This window comes from Roseofilum sp. KMC-1, from assembly GCF_057802075.1.
In genome coordinates, this window is the sequence record NZ_CM173605.1 from 2,593,905 (window position 1) to 2,613,361 (window position 19,457).

Below are 19,457 nucleotides of genomic sequence, written 5' to 3' on the forward strand. Positions count from 1 at the left end.
TTAAAAATTTTCATGTCGGCGACAGCCGAAACAATTAAAAATTAACCTATTTTTTGTCTTCGGGATCGACGCGAGCGATGACAAATAGGGTTTTAGGATCGCCTCCGGGTTTGATTTGGGTTTTGGTGCTGAGAGGTTGAGCGCTGGCAGTATCTGCTCCGTCTGGTTTAACTTGGGTAGTTTTGGCTTTTTGAGATTCTGGAGTGGATGGAGTTGCTTGATCTCGATCTGAGGTATCGGTGTCTGAACTTGCCTCTGATTTAGATTTATCGGTAGTCGCTTCTTGTTCTGGAGGTTTGGGAGGTAGTTCTGTAGTACCATCCTGTTGCGGTGCAGAAGGTTGAGCGTTAGCGCTGCTCATTTTAGCCATTTTTTTCAGCATGTCTTCGATTTTCTTCTGAGCGACGGCTTTGGGGTTACCTTGGGCTAAAACTTTATACTCAAAGCTACTCGCACCAATTTCAGTGTAACCAGCAATTTTCACTAAGTCTAGGTCAAATTTGAGGGCGACTTCTGGTAGTTTTTTCTCCACAACTTCTCGTCTAGGGTCTTGGCGGAGAATGGTTTCAATATGCTTGGCGATTAAGGTGCGGGTAAATTCGGGAATGCCTTCACTATCATCGGCCATGTCTGCCATTTGTTGTTCTGGGGTGCTTTGATGTTGAGGTTTCTGCACCCGCACAAAGACTTCCATTGTGCCTTTTTTCTTATTGATATCTTTATAGACATCCACATCAGCTTTCAGGCTGGATGTGCTTTCCATTACTGTGGCCGCAGTTTCTACAGCAACGGCTCCAGCAACAACGGCAGCTTGGCCCAGATCCAGGTCTCCGTCTTCATCGCGCTGAATGACTAGACTGCTCCCTAGATGACTGAATAGGGGTTTGGGTGGTGGCCCGTCTCCTTGACGCTGTACCAGGTTTTGGGGGAAGAATGGACTGCGCTGGACTTGGGGTTTATGACCCGATTGTTGCACAACATGGGTGAGTTCGTGGGCAATGAGGTGGCTTCCGGAGGAGGTATCGGGACGATAAGTATTGCTGCGGAAGTAGATATCTTGGCCAGTGGTGAAGGCTTTGGCGTTGAGGGAGCGACTGAGGGTATCGCCTTCTGTTTTGCGGTGAATTCTGACTCCGCTAAAGTCTACGCCAAAGGCTTGTTCCATGGGTTCGCGGAAGGCATGGCTCAGGGGTTCGCCTTTTCCTTGCGATCGCTGAATGCGTTGTTCAATCGAGTGACTAACCGGAGCCGCGAGTTTACCAGAAGCCTCTTTACGACTAGCTTTCGTGTCCTCCTGGGGTGGCACTTTGGCCGTAATCTCATATTCGATTTCGCGATCGAATTTATCCATCAACCCCGTCTTATCATCTAGATCGATACTCGTCAGGTCATACTGTTTCTTATATTTCGGTAATAGGGCTTTGAAATAAGTGACCGGTTTCTTATCCTTAATTTTCCGCGCTTTTGTCTCGATATCTTTCGCCAAGTTGTACAAAACATCAGATTCATCAATCACTTTAGCCTCCAGCTTAAATTGACTGGAACTCGACTGATCATCAACAATTAACTTATTCTTTTTATCTTCCCACTTCGAGGGCTTACGTTGAAGTTTTTGTAGAGGAAATTTACGCAGTGTGACTTTCGGCTGAAGTTCTAAACCCTGAAGCTGAAGCGCCTCTTCAGGAACGGCTGATCTTCCCGCACTCGGTTGTCGTCGGATCGCCTGACCCGTCTTCTTATCAATCTTGAGTTTTTTAACTGTTCCCCTTAACGAATACTGGCTAGACCAAAAATTTCCCCCACTTACTTTTACACTGCTGACAGAAACATATTCCGTACCTTTCTCTGCGGCCGTCTCCACCGTTTTCAGTTGTCCTTTAACTTTTTTCGGGTCTCTTTGTTTCTCAATAACTTCTTCTCCTTCCTTTTCCCCTTGAGAGATCGCCTTTTCTACTTCTTTTTTCTGCTGTTTTTGGGCCGCTTTGTAGCGAGCCTTCTCCCGATCTTTTTCGGTTTCCTCTTTCTTCTTCGTTTTCTTGTCAGCAAACTTACTTTTTACTTTTTCTTTCTTCTCATTATACTTATCTTTAACTTTCTGCTTCGTATCTTCGTATTTTTTCTTGGCTTTTTCTTTCACATTATTATACTTTTGCTTGCCTTTATTAATCACTTTTTTGATCGGCTTGATAATAGGAGCGAATAGTTTCTCTAACCCTTTCCGGAAAGATTCACTAATCTTCTGGATAATCTTGCGAATCTTATTAGCAATTCCACCCAAACCAATCAAACTCGCCATAAATCCCAGAGCAATTGGAATAATCGAGGCTAAGGATAATTCCACTGTTTTTGAGAAAGTGGCTGTATCTCCTCTAGCAATTGCACTTAAACCAGCAAAAATAGTCTTAATCAGTTCTATAATTTGCTCATAGTTTTGAGCAAACCAAATGATCACATCCACAATAGCTTTGATGATTTTTATAATCCCGGCGGCTGGATTGAGCATTCCAATCAGCCAGGTGACTGCTGCTTTGATCACTTCAATACTTACCATGATGCTCAGTTCTTTGATAAACAGCATCTTCATTTCACTGAGAATATCACCCAGGAAATTCCAGGCTGCGGAAATTCCTTTCGTCAGTAAGGTATAGAATAGCTTAATCACCATAGCAACTTTCTGATCCATCCCTTCGAGGATTTCAGATAAGTTTGCTCCCTCAATCGCGGCCCGAATTCCCCCAACAATATCGTGCCCCATAATCTCGCCAGCGATATAAAAAATAGCATCTTTGGTAAATCCCATTACCTGCATGAAAATATCGAAAAATCCGGCGAGGTCAAATTTTACTGGTAGTTTGATGGGGCCGATATTGCCAAATAGCCATTCGACTAAACCATTGAGAAAGTGTTTGGGAAAATTTTTGGCGAAATTGAGAAAACCATCTTTCAATCCGGTGAAGAAATTTTTCATAAATCCACCAGGATCGTCAATAATGGCATCTAAAATCGATCCATCCACTCCAAATTTAGATAAAATCCATTTAATGGGAGTTAGTAAGGCTTTTATAATTGCTTTGATTAAATCACCAATAAAGGCTAAAGCTTGTTTAACTAACCCTTGGTTCGCAGCCTTGAGAGCTTCTATACGATCGTCAATTTCTTTTAAGCCTTGTTTATAACTTTCGGTAATGTCGTTAACTAAGTTGTCTTGATAGGATTTAACGTTATTTTCTAGATTATCAAATTGCCCTTGAATGTTGGAAATCGCGCCTTCTGCGAGTTGCTTTTCTTCCGGGCCCAATTTGTCTACGGCTGCCTGAAATTTGGCTTTTCCTTCGTCAATGGCAGCCTTGGCTTCGAGCATTTTCTGTTCCACATAGGGCGCGATCGCGTTCGGAGCCAGTTGTTCATACAACCCAGTCACTTTACCCAGAACATCTTTGACTTCGCTCGTTTCCACTTTCGGCTTAAAACCAGCATCTCCAGCAATGGACTGTCTCAAAAAGTTGACGTAAACTTCTCTGGCATCACTATAGATTTGATTGACTTCATCCGGCAGTCCCGTAAATAGCTTCTCTTTAGCCCACAGGAAAATATTGAAAATCTTAAAGGTTTTCCAGAAAATTTTAATTTTAATGCCGTGGCGATGGTAGTAATAGTTTTTCTGCCATTTCTTGAAGGCGGCTTTTTGCACGATCTCAAAGGCGCGGCGAGCGATCGCCTTTCCTAACTCCATTCTGCGTTGCACTTCAGCATCCATTTCCCCCAAGATCCCATCTACTTTGGCTTGAGATTCGGTATAAATGGCGTTCAACTCTTCCGTAATTTTCAGCCGCGCCGCTTCATTTGCACCCTTAGTTTCCTCTTTCTTAGTGGTCATCTCCGTCATGGTTTGGAGGCGCTGATCTTTCATCGCTTGCGTGGTTTGTTGCGATTTTTCTTGGTTGCGCGTTTTGGTATCGGCGATCGCCCCTTCTTCCTCTTTGCGGAACTCCTGCGGCCCTTCTTGACTAAATTTTTCCGTCTCCTGCAACCCTTCTAGAGCTTGATTTCCCCCCATATCCCCGAAAGTTTCCATATCTTTCGTCGTCAGGGTTTTCCCCGTCCCCGTCCCCAGATCCACCGGTTCAGCTTTCTCCGGTTCCACCTCCTTTTCCCGTTGCAAAATCCACTGGGGAGAGCGATGGATAGCTTCAGCGATCGTCTTTGCTCGCAGGATCTGTCGGGCGATATCTGGAGAAGGTTTCGTCTGTGCGGTTTCCGTAGGGGCGGGTTCTGTAAGGGCGGGTTCACCAAGATCTCGCTTGGAAAACGAAACCTTGGGTGAACCCGCCCCTACATCTGACGAAACTTTGGGTGAATCCGCCCCTATATCTGACGCTTGCACCGGTTGTGAGTGGGGATCGGGCATCTCCATCACCCTATCCGCCATGCGATCGGCTTCCACCTCATACCGATCCTGGGGCCCGCCCACCATCAACTTCGCCTGGCCAAAATCCCCAAATGTTTCCTTTAACCCCTCCTGCTGCTCCGTTAACTGATCCTCCACCTTCTCCGTAGAAGTCTCTGGGGGAGCAGCCTTATCCACTTCAGGAACAACATCCTGCATATCATTAACCTTGTCTTCAACCCCCTCGATCTCCTTAACCGGCTTAATATCCTCGTCTTTCATCTCTGGAGGCGCTTGGGCTGCCTCCGGCATTCCACCACCCGCATCAGTCGTCGCCGAACCCACTTCCTGATCAATAGTGGCTTCCGCTTCCTTACCAACCCCTCCACCACTTTCGACTTCCTTCATGTTCTTGGGTTCTTCAATACCCAAAGCCGCAAACAGCTTCTGTACAAACGCTTCTCGGTCAAAGGTGGCTGGATCTTGACTGGCTGCGGTGTCCGTTTTCCGACCCTTCGCTTTTCGGTCAGCTTGGTTTTCATCCACCACCGCATCCTGAACTTCCACCGCTTCCTGTTTGGGGTCATCATGCTTAGAAAACTCTGTCCCCTGTTGTTCAATTTGCCCAGTAACTGCCAGGAATGCCGGGTTCTGGTGGGGGTCGTCAGGAACCTGGCCGGGAACCACATCAGGGACAGCAACAGGAGCGGCTGTGTCGTCTGGAGAAGGTGGAGGCGCTTGTTTTTTCAGGTCTTCCGTAACATCTAGCTCGCTGGAGTCATCAGTTTCTTGAGGGGCTACTTCGTCTTTTGGTTGATCCTCATCCTCTGTTTCTTGGTTATCGCCTCCGCCCGCATCGTCACTTTTTTTCTTATCTTTGTCTACCTCATCTTCAGTTTTATTGGCATCTTTCTCTAAATTTTCAATGTCATCTTCACTATAGTCATCGTCACTAATTTCCGTGGTCTTTTCGTCAACTTCGCTAATACTTTTCTTCTCTTCATCCTCATCCCCTTCTTTCTGAATATCGGGCTGAGTTTTCACACTGGGGCCGGTTTGTTGAATAGTGTGGGTGAGTTCATGGGCGAGTAAATGTTTGCCACCAGTAGAGGTGGGGTTATATTGTCCAGAATTAAAATAGATATCTTTCTTATGAGTAAAAGCTTTCGCGCCCAAATCTTTATTCATCTGCACCGAGTCACTATCGGTATGGACGCGAACCCCGCTAAAGTCATTATTAAAGCGAGATTCCATGAAACTTTTGGTCTCTTTGGGTAAGGAGGAGCCGCCCCCTTCTTTACTCTTAATGGTGCGTTCTATGCCACTACTAGCCTGAAATGAGCCATGGCTATCGGGTTTGAGGGTGATGTTAACGTTCTGTTCGTCTTCGCTTTCTTCCTGGCCGCCTAAAATGGCTGCATAGGGGATGGCTTTAGGGCGACGACTTTTTGGCCGACCATTGCCGCGCTGTATTCTCTCTTGTAGGGGTTTGAGGTTAACGTCAGTGCTGGGTTCGGGTTCTGGGTCTTGTTGTAGGGTGGAGGAGCGATCCATGACCTGATCAGCTATGCGGTCTGCTTCTTGTTCGTAGCGATCGCCTGCTGCACCTACAATTAATTCTGTCTGGATCTTCTCCCCATCTGTAGCCCTTCGCTGGATCTGAGCCGCCAGGGGTTTCAGGTTAACATCAATACCGCTTGATTCCTCTTTGGGTTGCAGACTACCCCCCAAAGGCTTCAAATTCACATCTATCCCACTGTATTCTTCTTGACGTTGAATGATTTTTGCTAAGGGTTTACGCTTGATTTCTTGTGTGTTTTTATTCGGTTTTTTGAGCTGAGTCTGGGCTATTTTAGGTTTTAGTTTCGCCCCCTTTTGCTGAATCGTGTGGGTTAGTTCGTGGGCTAAAAGCCTTTTACCGCCCGTCGATCCGGGGTTATATTGCCCAGAGTTAAAGTAAATATCATGACCATGGGTAAAGGCTTTAGCTTTTAGGTCTTGGCTCAGTTGTACTGCTGTACTATCAGTATGAATTCTAACTTGACTAAAATCATTCCCAAAGCGATCTTCCATAAACGATCGCGTCTTATCCGGTAATGGTCTGCCTTTCCCTCGTTTCGCTTGTATCCGTTTTTCTACAGATTGACTCGTCTCGAATGTACCATTTTTCCGGAATTTGGGTCGGTCTTCTTCCTCCCTTTCCGGTTGCAATAGAGCCGGATTCATCCGAGGGGGAGCCACGGAAATTTGACTAAATTGATACCCTAGGTTTGAGAGTTGGGGGCGATCGCCTTTACCCGTTCCCTCCTCATTCGGAGGCGTAGCACTCATGGCGCTCATCTGTACCGTTTCACTCTCCGTATCCGTTTCTACAACAGGAACAGACTCTGTAAACGGTTTCGGTGTCGGGAGAGCATTTTTAGCCGGAGTTGCAGGAGTCGGAGTTACCGGAACTTGGGTTTTAACTTTAGTTGCCATAGCCGATCATCTCGCTTGTGGCCCCAGAAGGAGATAGATGTCTTCAATGGTAACACGGCGATCGTATTTGTGGCTCTGAACAGACTTTGGTATAGTAAATAAACTAATTTTGAATTCTTACAGCGCTTCGTGCTGTTATGAAGTACAGTAACAACAATGAACAAACCAATTTCTGAAATGTTTCGGATTAATTAAGTCAAGGGCTACAGCCAGAAGAGTATCAATTATAGAGGGGGTAGTTGAAGCCAAATCCAGAATAAAAGACTTCAACGGTATCTAACAGTCGTTCTCCTTGTTGCAGATAAACCAAGTCTACCTCGATTTGCTGCTGGAACCGTTGAAAGGTGTGATCGGTTTTATCTCGCCAAACACTTAAATCACTTTTTGTTTTTCGGCAGCGCTCCCTAGGGTTGGCTCTAGGGTAGAATGTTGGTTTTGTAGGGGTTCAGCCGCAGTGATACCGATATAATTTCCATACCTTACCCCGGTGGTTTGAGCTTGAGCCAATTGTGGGGGGTAAATCGCCCCACCAATCCCCCCCCAGAAGGCGAGTAATCCGATCGCTTTACACCCTGTATGGTTCATATTTTCTCCCTTGGGTTGATGGCAATAATGGTTAGTTATTATAACCCAAAGTTCCGGAAAACTGTTAAAATCAAAATAATGTTCTGATGAAATTGACGGCGATCGGTGAAAAGTTACCCCATTGTAGAAACATTTCATTCTATCCAAGGAGAAGGGTATTGGATGGGACGAAATACTTTTTTTATTCGCCTCGGAGGATGCGATGTGGGCTGTTGGTTTTGCGATACAAAAGAGTCTTGGCCGATAGACAAACATCCCTTTTATTCTGTTGAGGAATTGGCCCAACAGGTTTTAGCCGTTAATCCGAGCATGATCGTGATTACTGGAGGTGAACCATTAATGCATAATTTGGATGAATTAACCGAGGGATTAAGGGCTTTGTGTGGTTTACCTTTGCACTTAGAAACCTCTGGTGCTTATCCCTTTTCAGGGGTATTTGATTGGGTGACCTTTTCTCCCAAGCGCTTTAAGTCTCCCCATCCCAGTATTGTCCCCCATGTAGATGAATTGAAAGTAGTAATTACTGGCCCCGAAGATCTAAAATGGGCAAAAGAACAAGCTCAATGGGTTAATCCCAAGGGGATTAAATTCTTGCAACCGGAATGGAATAGTCCAGAAACCATTGATTTAACGGTTAAGTTTGTAATGAATCATCCAGACTGGCGCATGAGTTTACAAACCCATAAGTTTTTAGGCTTGCGTTAAATCTCGATCTTCTATTTTCTCCTCTTTGAATTATGAGCGCTAATTTTGAACCCGATCGCAAGGAAATCGATCGCTGGCAACAGCAAATTGATATCGCTAACCAGCATAATGTCTTTGCTCACTGTCATCAGTGCGGCTATGAATGGGTTAGTTCTTCCCAGAATCAGCCCTGTCCCCAGTGTAACAGCGATCGCATTGAGCGCATCTTGTGTTGGCAGTTCCCCGATGGGTGAGGGAGTAATTTGGTTAACAACTCTTGAGGGATTCCCCGCGCAACTGAGTAATCCAATCATCAATCCCTTCCACATTCAAGCGATAACTCAAAGGATGAGCAATCAAATAAGCGGTACTATCAAATAACTTCTTAATTTCCACTAACCCATTTTCCCTCAAAGTTTTACCCGTAGACACCAAATCCACAATCGCCTCCGACATATCCGTAATCGGCCCTAACTCTACGGAACCATACAAAGGAATAATTTCTACCGGTAAATCCAAGCCATGGAAATATTCTCTGGCACAATTAACCGATTTCGAGGCAATGCGGCAATGGGCGGGTAAATCCAGCACATCTTGATAATCACTCGACTCTTTCACCGCTACCGACATGCGGCAATAGCCAAAACCGAGATCCGCCAGTTGGGCAACCTTGGGGTTCTTTTCCCGCAGCACATCATAGCCCACAATACCCAATTGGGCTTGTCCGTATTCCACATAAACGGGCACATCTTGAGCGCGAACCAATAGCCCTTTCATTGTTTCCGTCGGATCGACAATTTGCAGTTGACGATTACTGGAGTCGAGAAAAGCACTAAAATCTAGCCCCACTTGCTGGAGCAGTTGAATCGTTTCTTTCAGTAAAGCCCCTTTGGGGATGGCAACGGTAAGCATGATTTTGGATAGGATGGGGGAATGGGGGAATGGGGGAATGGCTTATTTCCTATTCCCTATTCCCCATTCCCTATGTCTTAGTAGTTTACCATCTATGATACGCAAGCGAGAAGCCGGATTTCTGCTAGAAACCCAGCTTCTCAGAACACGAGAGTATTAATTTTCTGGACTAAACTGGGCTAACAACTCCTCACGATCGGCTTGCATACAGACAGGAATCAACTCTTCTAGAGACAGTTTCATCATGCTGTCTATTATTGCCACTAACTCCTCATCCAAAGAACCAAACCGAGTCCTCAACAACGTTTCAATCGTCATTCGTTTAGCTTGTTGAACACCTTGTTGGATACCTTGTTGGATACCTTGTTGAACACCTTGTTGGATACCTTGTTGAACACCTTGTTGAACACCTTGTTGAACACCTTCCTGGATCGTATCTTCTCGCCATTTTAAGTAAGCTGGTGATAACTCCATAAGTAACTCCTGCTCTTCTGTGCTGAGGTCTATTTTAGCTTGTACATTAATTCGCCATACTCCAATGAGTTCTAGGATATTAAGCCGTTGCGGATCATCTTCTGGTAGATCTAGCACTTGTTGGATGGCTCTTTTTTGGGTTCCCCCTTTTCCCAAGAGTCTTAACCAGAGGGTTTCTGGGATTTCTGGCAGTTGATTAATGGCAATAATCCCTGTGTGGAAGAGCGCGGCCAACCGGTAAACTCCGGTACACCAGTTTTCTGCGTCTCAATTAAAAATTAAAAATTAAAAATTAAAAATTAAAAATTGGAGGTGGTTGGTGTGGGGGAGTGGGGAGTAGGGAGTAGGGCTAGAAAGGGGGTTTTTTCCCACTGCCCACTGCCCACTCCCATTCCCTAGGGTGAAGCGCTCCCTATCCCCTAAAATTAAGCGTTAACAGGAGTAGGTTTCTTTTGGAAAAAGCGATCGCGGATCGAATCAGCCATTTGTGCTGGCATCAATCCTAAATCCGTTTTCGACTCATCCGGTGTCGCATGATCCACCAGAATATCAGGAACACCTAAACGCTGAACCGGAACGACAATATTAGCATCCATCAGCGCTTCTACCACACCCGAACCAAAACCACCAATTAAACTCCCTTCTTCCAAGGTGACGACGCGGCCTATTTTTTCCGCTAAAGGCACAATCAACTCCGTATCTAAAGGTTTAGCAAACCGAGCATTCACCACCGTAGTTTCAACCCCATGTTCGCTCAACAACTCAGCCACCTGGAGGGCAGGATGCACCATAGAACCATAGGCAACCAAGAGCAAATCATCCCCATTGCGTAAGATTTCCCCTTTACCAATTTCCAAGGGTTCCCAACCTTCTTCCATCAGAGGCACACCGTAACCATTACCGCGAGGATAGCGCATGGCGATCGGGCCATCTGTATACTCAATTCCCGTCACCATCATCCGTTGCAGTTCCCCCTCATCTTTCGGAGCCATCAGCACCAAATTAGGCAAGCAGCGCAAGTAAGAGATATCATACATCCCTTGGTGAGTGGGGCCATCTGCACCGACAATTCCCGCCCGATCTAAACAGAAGAAGACGGGGAGTTTCTGGATACAAACATCATGGATCACCTGATCATAGGCCCGTTGCAGGAAGGTAGAATAAATGGCAGCAACCGGCCGCATTCCTTCGCAAGCCAACCCCGCAGCGAGGGTTACCGCATGTTGCTCGGCAATACCGACATCAATATACTGATCAGGTAATTTGGCGTGCAGTTTATCCAAACCTGTCCCTGTAGCCATTGCGGCCGTAATGCCGATAATCTTAGGATTATTTTCTGCTAATTGGGTGAGGGTATGGGCAAAGACTTTAGCATAGGCTGGGGGTTTGGGCTTACTGGAAGGGATCGCCTTACCCGTGGCTAAATTAAAGGGACTTTGGGCATGATAGCCCACTTGATCTTTTTCGGCGATCGCATATCCTTTCCCTTTCGTCGTTGCCACATGCACCAACACCGGCCCCTCGATTTTATGCGCTTGCTCAAACGTAGCGATCAGTTCCTGTAAATCATGGCCATCCACCGGCCCCATATAAGTAAAGCCCAATTCCTCAATCACAGCGCCCACTTTAGACATCGCCAAGCGCTTCATCCCTTCCTTAACTCTCTCCATCTCTGGAGTAAAGGTTTCGCCCAAGAAAGGAATATGCTTAAATTGCTCTTCCAGATTATCGGTCAAAAACTGCATCTGCGGACTCAGACGCATTTTATTCAGATAGCGGGAAATCGCGCCTACATTAGGAGAAATGGACATTTCATTATCATTTAAAACCACCAACAGCTGCGTATGGGGTAAATGTCCCGCATGGTTAATCGCTTCTAGGGCCATTCCCCCCGTCAGCGAGCCATCCCCAATGATGGCAGCCACCTTATAATTTTCTCCTTTCCTATCCCGTGCCAAAGCCATGCCCAGCGCCGCAGAAATGCTCGTAGAGGCATGTCCAGCGCCAAAATGGTCAAATTTGCTCTCACAGCGTTTCAAATAGCCTGCAATCCCATTTTTTTGCCGTAAGGTATGAAATTCGTTGTAGCGTCCCGTAATCATTTTATGGGGATAAGCTTGGTGACCCACATCCCAAACGACTTTATCATGGTCAAGATCCAGGGTTTGATAGAGTCCTAAAGTCAGCTCAACTACCCCCAAACCGGGGCCCAAATGACCCCCCGTAGCGGCGATCGTTTGCAGATGCTTTTCTCGGATCTGACGGGCGACTTGTTCCAATTGGGCAATGGACAAGCCATGCAATTGGTTGGGATGAGTGAGTTCACTTAAATGCATAGGTAAGGTGTCCTCTGTTTTTCATAAACTTAGTTTTCCATACCTTATCCACTGTAAGTTATTAGAGAGCAGTTGTAGCTTCTAATCTCACTTCAAGTAATAATTAGAAACAACAGCTCGCCCTGTTGTGTTTTGTGAGGAGTCATAAGGATGTCTAATCCTAAGTTTCGTCTAACTTCTGCCTTCCATCCCTTTATTGGTGGGGTTTTGGTCGCCTTCAGTGGGGTATTTGCGTCCCATCAACCAGCGATCGCCAGTAATGGCTTTGAAACCTGCAATTACGAGTTAGCCCAGATGGGTATCTCTGCCTCAGATCGCTCCAGTGCTTGCGGTGCAGCCTTATATCCCAGAGATATTTCTGCCTGTGTCATTAGAATTGTCAATGATAATGATGATATCAATCCCTCAGCCGCCTTATCGACCTGTCGCCAAGTGCGTCGTCCCTTAGATTTAGCCAGTTGTGTCACCGATATTAATCGCCTAGATGAATCCGATCTCATCGCTACGACTACTCTAGAAACTTGTCGGCGAAGTCTTTTACCCCGACGCTTTGCCCAATGCGTCGTCGGGATCAGCCGAGATATGGACTTAACCCCCCAAGCGGCGATTAGCGATTGTCTTGAAGCTCGCAGTCAACCGAGAGGATTTTATCCCGATTTATCCAATCTGGGACAACCCTTAGCCCCCACTCCCGGAGCGCCCCCACCCCTACCCCTAATTCCTGGTATTGAACCTGATTTAGATCGGTTGAATATTCCCACTCCATAGAGAATGGGGGAATGGGACTCAACTATTCCCCTGTCTTCTCGCTCCCTATCCCCCTAAATCCTGATAAATCCTCACCAAGCCATGGCAAACTATTAACGGCAACCAAGCGAACCCATGAGGGTGTGAACGAAACCATGAGTGAATTTTTAGATTATCTCAAACCCAACTATAAGTATGCTTATGTGGCGGTGGGCGAATTTAAGCCCGGTAAGTTTGCTGAGGCGCGAGAATTGTATGAAGAGGCGATCGCCACCTATAGTGAAGGATTTGAGGGAGCTTACTTGCTCCAAGAACCGGGAACTGACCGGGGTATTGCCATCATTTTCTGGGATCATATTGAGGATATGGAAGCCAATAAGAATGAGGCGAACGAAAAGATTTTACACCAGATGTTACCCTTGTTCGTTGAGCCTCCGGTAACCACCTTTTATGAAGTCTGTAGTGAAATTAAACCCAAGTAGGACAGGTAAGGGCGAAAGAAAAAGGTTTCTTTTGCCCCTACCAATGTCGCCTTATTGATACAGCCAGAAATAGGTCACCATAGGAATCACCGTTGCCAGAATCAGCAACACAATCACCCAAACCGTAGCATTAGATTCTTTTGTTTCTTCTGCTGAAGCAAAGGTACTTTCGGCTTGAATGGTGTCTTCAACCAGGGGAGGGCCGGGATCTTCATTACCGGATAAAATAGCGGTCAGGCGATCGCTTGCTGCTAAAAACGCCCGATTGTAGCGATCGCCACTTCGCAAGGGGACTTGCACGGTTTCACTCGACACACTCTCCGCCATCTCATCGGACAACCAATCCTTGGTTCCCTCTCCCGTCCGAATCGCCGAATTATTGGTCACCACATCCAAAACCAACAACACTTGATGACTCTGTTCCTCTGGAGTCGGAAACCACTGGGCAAACAAATCTTCAGTAAAACTACCAATCGTTTCCCCATAATCCAAACGGCGAATCGTCACTAAACGCACCTCATTCCCCGTTTCTTCAGCCAACTGACTCAACTGATTACTCAATTTTCCCTCATTTAAGCGACTAATTACATCCGCTTGATCGAGTATCCAAGTCGCCTCTCCCGCTTTCACCACAGGCATCTGATAAACCCCTATTGCTTTTGCTGGTTGGGGATTCATCCACCACAACAACAGAGTTAAAATACTTATTAAAAATCCTGAAACTGTTTTTTTCATCGTCATTTTGCCTCATTTAAACTCTATCTATCATTTTCATACAATTGATCGACAGTTGCCCCGATCGCCTATTGCCCACATTCTCACGAATGCACCCAATACACCGAACCAGAAGCATGAAGATTAAATTAAGACTTAAACAAGTTAGGGATCAAGGCTTCAAAAAAAATATACAGCGCTTCGCGCCCTCCGTGGGGGAATGGGGGAATGGGGGAGTGGGGGGAGTGAACAACAGACTCAATTTAGCTTTGGGCTATTCTGGCTATCGTTAAAAACCGCTATTTATGTACCGCATAGCAGAGGAAATTGCTATATCACCCATTACCATCATCCCATTGGCTGAATTGGGGAGGGTTGAGAGCCGATTGGAGGGCGATCGCCAAGTTTTGGTAATCCGCTTGGATATTATAGGCTTGGGCACAGACTCTGAGCAACCGATGGTTGGCTCGGGGAAAGGGCATAATGGCAACTTCGATCTGGCACTGTTGGGAAAGATGGTTATAGAGAGGGAGCGCTTCACCATCGGGCAGGGGAAGGGATACCATAGAACCGATCAGAGATTCTGGGGTATTACAGGTAATTCCTAGGGCTTGAGAGAGTAGGCTTTTCGCCTCCATAATCAGGTGATGATTCTGCTCCATCAGTGCCGTCCATCCCCCCGGAAATTGGGTTTCAACAAAATCAATCGCCGTGGGGATACACAGATAGGGGGTGAAATCTTGGGTTCCTGTCCAGTCAAATTCTAGATGAAATCGGGAGCGATCGCTACGGGGGGAATTCGCACCATGGCTAATGCTCAGGGGACGAATCAGATCTTGTCGCTCAGGGTTAACATATAAAAATCCCGCACCTTTGGGAGTCAAGAGCCATTTATGACAATTGCCCGTGTAATAGGTAACTTCTAATTCTTCCAGGTTGAGGGGAATTTGACCGACCGTATGGGCCCCATCCACCAATAATTCTATACCTTGGTTTTTTAAGGCTTTTCCCAGGGTTTGAATCGGAAAAATGAGACCGGTCATACTGGCAATATGATCGACCAGCACCAAGCGCGTGTGAGGGGTAATAGCGGATAAAATGCGATCGCCCATGTCTTCCTCATTTTCGGGAGGAAAAGGAATAGAAACCACCACAATTTTAGCCCCAGTCCGAGCCGCCACAAACTCTAGAGCATTGCGACAGGCATTATATTCTTGATTCGTGGTCAGCAGTTCATCCCCAGGAGCTAAGGTAAGGGAGCGTAAAACCGTGTTCACCCCAGTTGTGGCATTGGGAATTAAGGCTAAGTCCGAAGGTTTGGCTCCTATAAACTCGGCTAAATGGTTCCGCGCTTGGTCTAAGAGCCATTCCAACTCATGCATAATAAACCCAGTGGGGTTTTGCTCCAATTGTTCCCGTAACTGGCTTTGTCGCTCTAATACGGGGCGCGGACAAGCCCCAAATGCTCCATGATTCAGGTAAATACAATGGGGAGCAAGCCTCCACCAGGATTTCCAGGGCGATTCTGCCTGATTTCCCGTTTCTTTCATGGGTTCAAAAAGGACTAATGAGTTAAACTCCCCAGGCCGGATTCGAACCAGCGACCAATCGGTTAACAGCCGACCGCTCTACCACTGAGCTACTGAGGATCACAGTTTCTTAATGTAGCGCTAAGACTATGAATTTGTCAAGGGTTTAATTGAATTTTTTTCTGAGGCGATCGCCCTCTAAGAGGGTAAACCCATACGCAAAGCAGCCAAACGCTCTTGAGCCGAGGGACTCAGACCATGAGCTAAAAAGCGGCTAGAGGATTTTTTCGGACTTTTCTGTTGCCGACGCAGCCGAGTCTGACTACTGCTAACCTCATGGGCTAACCGACTGGCTGACATCCATTCCGCGCCATAACCGATCACCGTCATTTGTTGAGCGCGATCGGAAGTTGCTACAATCAAGCGCTTTTGATATTTTTCAATTGAGCGACGGAATTTAGCGCAAGCAATCTCAATATAAGAATCTGCCGTTTGCCCAAAATGGGTGTAATGGACAGATAATTGATGGGTAATCGCTTCCCGATGACTCGGAGTCTCTTTCAGATAAGCATCAAAAACAATCCGGGTATCATAGCCCCGGAAAGCACTGTAGTTAGTGAACACTTCGATCAGTTGCTGGCGAGCAACTTCTAGTCCTTGGCGATCGCGGATAGCTTGCAGATCGCTCCAAGCACCAATGATGTTATAACCATCAACAAACAAAATAGCGACAGTTCGAGGTCGTGACATGGGTCTGGATCGTCAATTTTCAGTTCCGGAATTGGGCATCTTAAGATAGTATAGTGGCATGATGCTGGAGTAGTCCTGTTTCAATACCAGTCCAAAAGCCATTAATCCTTTATGGCATAAGGGTTTAGTAGATTTAATATTGAATATAAGAACTCCCTCCAGAGTCAAGGTCAATCCAGACCCATTAAACCCTCAGTCAGTTCCTGAAGGAATCTTTTCTGAGCGTTTACCCCATTAACAACCGTGAAGGAGTGAAACGGTAATGAACAAAATAGCAGCCTTCATTGGTGCGTCACTCATTCTCCTGATGTCAGGACAAGCCTCTCGGGCCGAAGAAGTCCAAGCAGAGGGTCGTCCCGTTTGTGAAGCCGCTCAAAAACTAGCCCAAAGTCCTGAAGGCGCAGAACAAACCGTTCGTGGCATTGTCCGGAGTATTGTCGGCGATATGGTCACCCTAGAATTAGCCGACGGAGAAGTGCGTACCGTATATCTTGACCGCAGAGAACGAGGATTCATTGGCAATATCTTAGGTGCTGATGTGGTGGTTACTCCAGTTTTCTGTAGCCGAGTTTCTCTTTATCGGGAACCTCCAGCGCCCGCTAGAGCTTTTACTATTCCTGCACTGCCCCCACCGCCGCCACCGCCGAGTCTTCCTCCTCTTAATCCCCCGCCTCCGCCCCTGCCCCCGGCTCCGGCTCCGTTATTACCTCAAACCTGGTAACTCAATTCTGGTATGGATTAATCGGAAGATTCTTCAACCTAAAGCACAAAAGCGAGACATAAACGGTCTCGCTTTTTGTCTGGTTTCTAGAAAAACCATTATTGTCCTGTCTTTAACACTTTCTCGGCTGTCAAGTTCAGATTAGGAAAAATTGTAGAACTGATGGCTTGATGGCCTCTCAGAAGTTGAATATCATACTCTTTATCAATGAGGGTACAGACAGAAAGAGTCGGTTGTTTGGGATCTCCGATATAACGGATACCCCCCAGCTCGGCATAATCCACAATCCAATATTCCGGAATCCCTAGAGTCGCGTAATCTTCCAATTTACGAGCATAATCATTTTGCCAATTTCCGCTCACGACTTCAGCAATGAATTTAATCGAACTGCCCTGGGTCAAAATCGACTGGTTTGCCCAAAGTCGCTCTTTGGATAACTTTGTACGGTCAATAACAGCGATATCTGGGCGAAAAGCGCTCATTCCAGCATCAGAAGGACGCAATAGACCACGCTGAAGAACAAACCAAGGCAATTCTAGTCTGTCAATTTCCGCACAGACTTTGGTCGTTATAAAAGCAGCTACTTCTTCATGCTGACCGGTAGGTTCCAAGTCAAAAACCTCTCCATCAATTAGTTCATAGCGCTTATCACTGCCATAGCCAGCGAGAAACCGATCAAAAGTCAACCGCCCCTGTGTTATGGGTGAGTCAGTGGCAAGAGTCATAGGTATCAGCTCATGTTGTAGTTTCGGTTCTATCGGCTCATTTTAAATTCACGGTTCCACAATGACTTGGGTTCCCACTTCCACTTTCTCGTAAAGGGCAAGCACATCCTTGTTAAACATGCGGACACAGCCATGGGAAACCGCATTGCCAATAGAGTCCGGGTTATTGGTTCCATGAAAGCCCACTTGAGTTTTACCATCAGTCCAGAAACCAATCCAACGGGGGCCGAGGGGGTTATCGGGGCCGGGGCCAATTTTGTTCCCTGTCCATAGACTGAGAAAAACGGGATCGACTTCCATATTAAAGACTTGAAAGTTGCCTGTGGGGGTTTCCCATCCCTCTTTACCCACAGCTACGGGATAGCTGGCTAGTTGCTCATCTCCTTTATAAACATAAACCCGCCGTTCTCCTAATCTCAAGACCAGATGCACTGGGGTTTGACCGGGTAGGTATTTGTTCGCTTCTCCCAGAGCCGGAATTTGGGTTAGGTCTTGCATGAAGGGCAGTTCACCCAACAAGGAAAGAGGTTCAGACTCTAGGGGAACTTCTCCCTCTAGGGCGTGCGTTGGCTGCATCAGGAGGGGAGAGAGCAGCCCTAAACCGATCAGGGTTAAAGAATGAATGGGTGACCGTCTGTTTTTCATAGTGTTGCCTGATTGGATGCTTTGAAGTTGATCGATGGGAAGCTTAGGAGCTTGATGTACCGAAATTGTAATCCCAGGATGGGAATTTTTCATCCGGGTTTTAAGAATTCAGATGGGTGGCCATCAAGCGATTTTTTAACCGATGGGGGTTTCCTTGGTCAATCACTTGGCCTTGGTCGAGCAAAAATGCACCATGACAGTGGTCGAGTTCGTCGAGTCGATGGGTGACCCACAGGGCGGTTATACCGCGTTGGATGACCAGGTTTTTGACTTGGATTACCAATTCAAGTTGGGCTTCTCGGTCTAGGAGAGCGGTAGGTTCATCCAGGAGGAGAACTTTACAGTGGCGGGCGATCGCCCCAGCAATGGCGATCCTCTGTTTTTGTCCACCACTGAGGGCATAGATGGGCCGTCTTTTCAGATGAAGCAGATTGACTGCTTCTAGGGCTTCGTCTACCCGGTGTTGGACTTCCTGGAGGGTGAGTTTTTCTACTACTAGACCAAAGGCAATATCGGCTCCGACGGTGGGCATGACCAGTTGATGATCTGGGTTTTGAAACACAAATCCTACTGGTGATTCCAGAGCGATCTGACCGGACTGGGGATGAAGCAATCCCGCCAGGGTTCGCAGGAGGGTAGATTTACCGCTACCGTTGGTTCCCAGAAGCATCCAAAATTCTCCTTGGGGAACTTCTAAGGAGCAGGCTTTGAGGACGGATTGGCCGGAGGGCCAATCAAAGGAGAGATTCTGAACCTGAATTCCAGGAGAGTTAGGAATGGCTCCAGTCATTATTGAGTGACGGCGAAGAATCCAGGGGGTCTACCCGAAGCGGCTGTGGTTCCAGTTTTCTCGGCTTTTTGGACGGCGGTAATTTCGCTGCTGAGAAGGGCGACGGTTTTTTCTGTTTGGCGATCGCACTTCAGTTCAATCACTTCTGATTCTGAGGAGCGCATGGCTTCTAAAAGCTGGGTATAGAGTCCTTGAGCGTCTTCTTCGGATTTGCGCTCGACCGACAGAGGAATGGGATTATTCCTTAAAACAACATCAATCACGTACATAGGGCTGTTCTGGGAAGCAAGAATTGGACTTATTTAACTTTAGTATCTCAGATTCTCCTGATTTTCCCATCTTTACCGCAGGTGAGATTGAGGTCAAGATTGAAAAATTGATCATTTACCTTATAATTGAGTAAAGAATCGTAAACTAGACTGGCTAAAACCGCCGTTTTCTGCTGAGAACAGTCAGGTCAAAGGTCGGCTAGGGCGCGATCGCACTTATTTATGAGAA

17 protein-coding genes and 1 tRNA gene are annotated in these 19,457 nt (G+C 46.6%); 5 read left to right on the forward strand and 13 right to left on the reverse strand.

The genetic code is table 11. The features are described from left to right. Positions 1–46 precede the first annotated feature (46 nt). The gene (locus tag AC3FZD_RS12175) at positions 47–6,865 is read right to left on the reverse strand and encodes an eCIS core domain-containing protein (RefSeq protein ID WP_488736286.1); all 6,819 of its coding nucleotides are present in this window, start codon (positions 6,863–6,865) and stop codon (positions 47–49) included. Between the two features lie 372 nt (positions 6,866–7,237). Further along, positions 7,238–7,450: a hypothetical protein gene (locus tag AC3FZD_RS12180; RefSeq protein ID WP_488736287.1), complete on the reverse strand. Its 213-nt coding sequence runs from the start codon at positions 7,448–7,450 to the stop codon at positions 7,238–7,240. Between the two features lie 105 nt (positions 7,451–7,555). On the opposite strand from AC3FZD_RS12180, the gene AC3FZD_RS12185 reads away from it, so the two are divergent. Together AC3FZD_RS12185 and AC3FZD_RS12190 are read left to right on the forward strand one after the other, a co-directional pair. Further along, positions 7,556–8,155, forward strand: coding sequence for a 7-carboxy-7-deazaguanine synthase QueE (locus AC3FZD_RS12185; RefSeq protein WP_488736288.1), 600 nt, complete (start codon positions 7,556–7,558; stop codon positions 8,153–8,155). 32 nt (positions 8,156–8,187) lie between these two features. Continuing rightward, on the forward strand, positions 8,188–8,388 hold the full coding sequence (locus AC3FZD_RS12190) for a hypothetical protein (RefSeq protein ID WP_488736289.1): 201 nt from the start codon (positions 8,188–8,190) through the stop codon (positions 8,386–8,388). A gap of 13 nt (positions 8,389–8,401) precedes the next feature. Here the strand turns inward: AC3FZD_RS12190 and hisG are convergent, their stop codons facing one another. The 3 genes from hisG to dxs all read right to left on the reverse strand — a co-directional run bounded on the left by hisG (position 8,402) and on the right by dxs (position 11,856). Next, entirely contained in the window at positions 8,402–9,046 is a 645-nt protein-coding gene (gene hisG, locus AC3FZD_RS12195) for an ATP phosphoribosyltransferase (protein ID WP_488736290.1), read from the reverse strand. A 156-nt stretch (positions 9,047–9,202) separates the two neighbouring features. Next, entirely contained in the window at positions 9,203–9,754 is a 552-nt protein-coding gene (locus AC3FZD_RS12200) for a hypothetical protein (RefSeq protein ID WP_488736291.1), read from the reverse strand. A gap of 191 nt (positions 9,755–9,945) precedes the next feature. Then, a complete protein-coding gene (gene dxs, locus AC3FZD_RS12205; RefSeq protein WP_488736292.1) occupies positions 9,946–11,856 on the reverse strand; it encodes a 1-deoxy-D-xylulose-5-phosphate synthase in 1,911 nt (636 codons plus the stop codon). A gap of 150 nt (positions 11,857–12,006) precedes the next feature. On the opposite strand from dxs, the gene AC3FZD_RS12210 reads away from it, so the two are divergent. Continuing rightward, positions 12,007–12,624: a hypothetical protein gene (locus tag AC3FZD_RS12210; RefSeq protein ID WP_488736293.1), complete on the forward strand. Its 618-nt coding sequence runs from the start codon at positions 12,007–12,009 to the stop codon at positions 12,622–12,624. 134 nt (positions 12,625–12,758) lie between these two features. Beyond that, the gene (locus tag AC3FZD_RS12215; protein ID WP_488736294.1) at positions 12,759–13,085 is read left to right on the forward strand and encodes an antibiotic biosynthesis monooxygenase; all 327 of its coding nucleotides are present in this window, start codon (positions 12,759–12,761) and stop codon (positions 13,083–13,085) included. A gap of 51 nt (positions 13,086–13,136) precedes the next feature. On the opposite strand, the gene psb32 is transcribed toward AC3FZD_RS12215, so the two are convergent. The 4 genes from psb32 to AC3FZD_RS12235 form a co-directional block, all read right to left on the reverse strand. After that, on the reverse strand, positions 13,137–13,820 hold the full coding sequence (gene psb32, locus AC3FZD_RS12220) for a photosystem II repair protein Psb32 (protein WP_488736295.1): 684 nt from the start codon (positions 13,818–13,820) through the stop codon (positions 13,137–13,139). A gap of 314 nt (positions 13,821–14,134) precedes the next feature. Then, positions 14,135–15,349, reverse strand: coding sequence for an aminotransferase class V-fold PLP-dependent enzyme (locus AC3FZD_RS12225; protein ID WP_488736296.1), 1,215 nt, complete (start codon positions 15,347–15,349; stop codon positions 14,135–14,137). Between the two features lie 27 nt (positions 15,350–15,376). Further along, a tRNA-Asn gene (locus tag AC3FZD_RS12230) sits at positions 15,377–15,448 on the reverse strand. 78 nt (positions 15,449–15,526) lie between these two features. After that, complete coding sequence (locus AC3FZD_RS12235) at positions 15,527–16,078, reverse strand: NYN domain-containing protein (protein WP_488736297.1); 552 nt, start codon at positions 16,076–16,078, stop codon at positions 15,527–15,529. 262 nt (positions 16,079–16,340) lie between these two features. On the opposite strand from AC3FZD_RS12235, the gene AC3FZD_RS12240 reads away from it, so the two are divergent. Beyond that, on the forward strand, positions 16,341–16,799 hold the full coding sequence (locus AC3FZD_RS12240; RefSeq protein WP_488736298.1) for a hypothetical protein: 459 nt from the start codon (positions 16,341–16,343) through the stop codon (positions 16,797–16,799). A gap of 98 nt (positions 16,800–16,897) precedes the next feature. On the opposite strand, the gene AC3FZD_RS12245 is transcribed toward AC3FZD_RS12240, so the two are convergent. The 4 genes from AC3FZD_RS12245 to AC3FZD_RS12260 all read right to left on the reverse strand — a co-directional run bounded on the left by AC3FZD_RS12245 (position 16,898) and on the right by AC3FZD_RS12260 (position 19,228). Beyond that, positions 16,898–17,524 carry a Uma2 family endonuclease gene (locus AC3FZD_RS12245; RefSeq protein WP_488736299.1) on the reverse strand — a complete coding sequence of 209 codons (627 nt, stop codon included), beginning with the start codon at positions 17,522–17,524 and terminating at the stop codon, positions 16,898–16,900. Between the two features lie 48 nt (positions 17,525–17,572). Further along, positions 17,573–18,169, reverse strand: a complete 597-nt coding sequence (locus AC3FZD_RS12250; RefSeq protein WP_488736300.1) for a L,D-transpeptidase — start codon at positions 18,167–18,169, stop codon at positions 17,573–17,575. A gap of 100 nt (positions 18,170–18,269) precedes the next feature. After that, entirely contained in the window at positions 18,270–18,959 is a 690-nt protein-coding gene (locus AC3FZD_RS12255) for an energy-coupling factor ABC transporter ATP-binding protein (protein ID WP_488736301.1), read from the reverse strand. After that, complete coding sequence (locus AC3FZD_RS12260; RefSeq protein WP_488736302.1) at positions 18,959–19,228, reverse strand: UPF0367 protein family; 270 nt, start codon at positions 19,226–19,228, stop codon at positions 18,959–18,961. Before AC3FZD_RS12260 ends, AC3FZD_RS12255 begins: the two co-directional genes overlap by 1 nt. Positions 19,229–19,457: the final 229 nt, after the last annotated feature.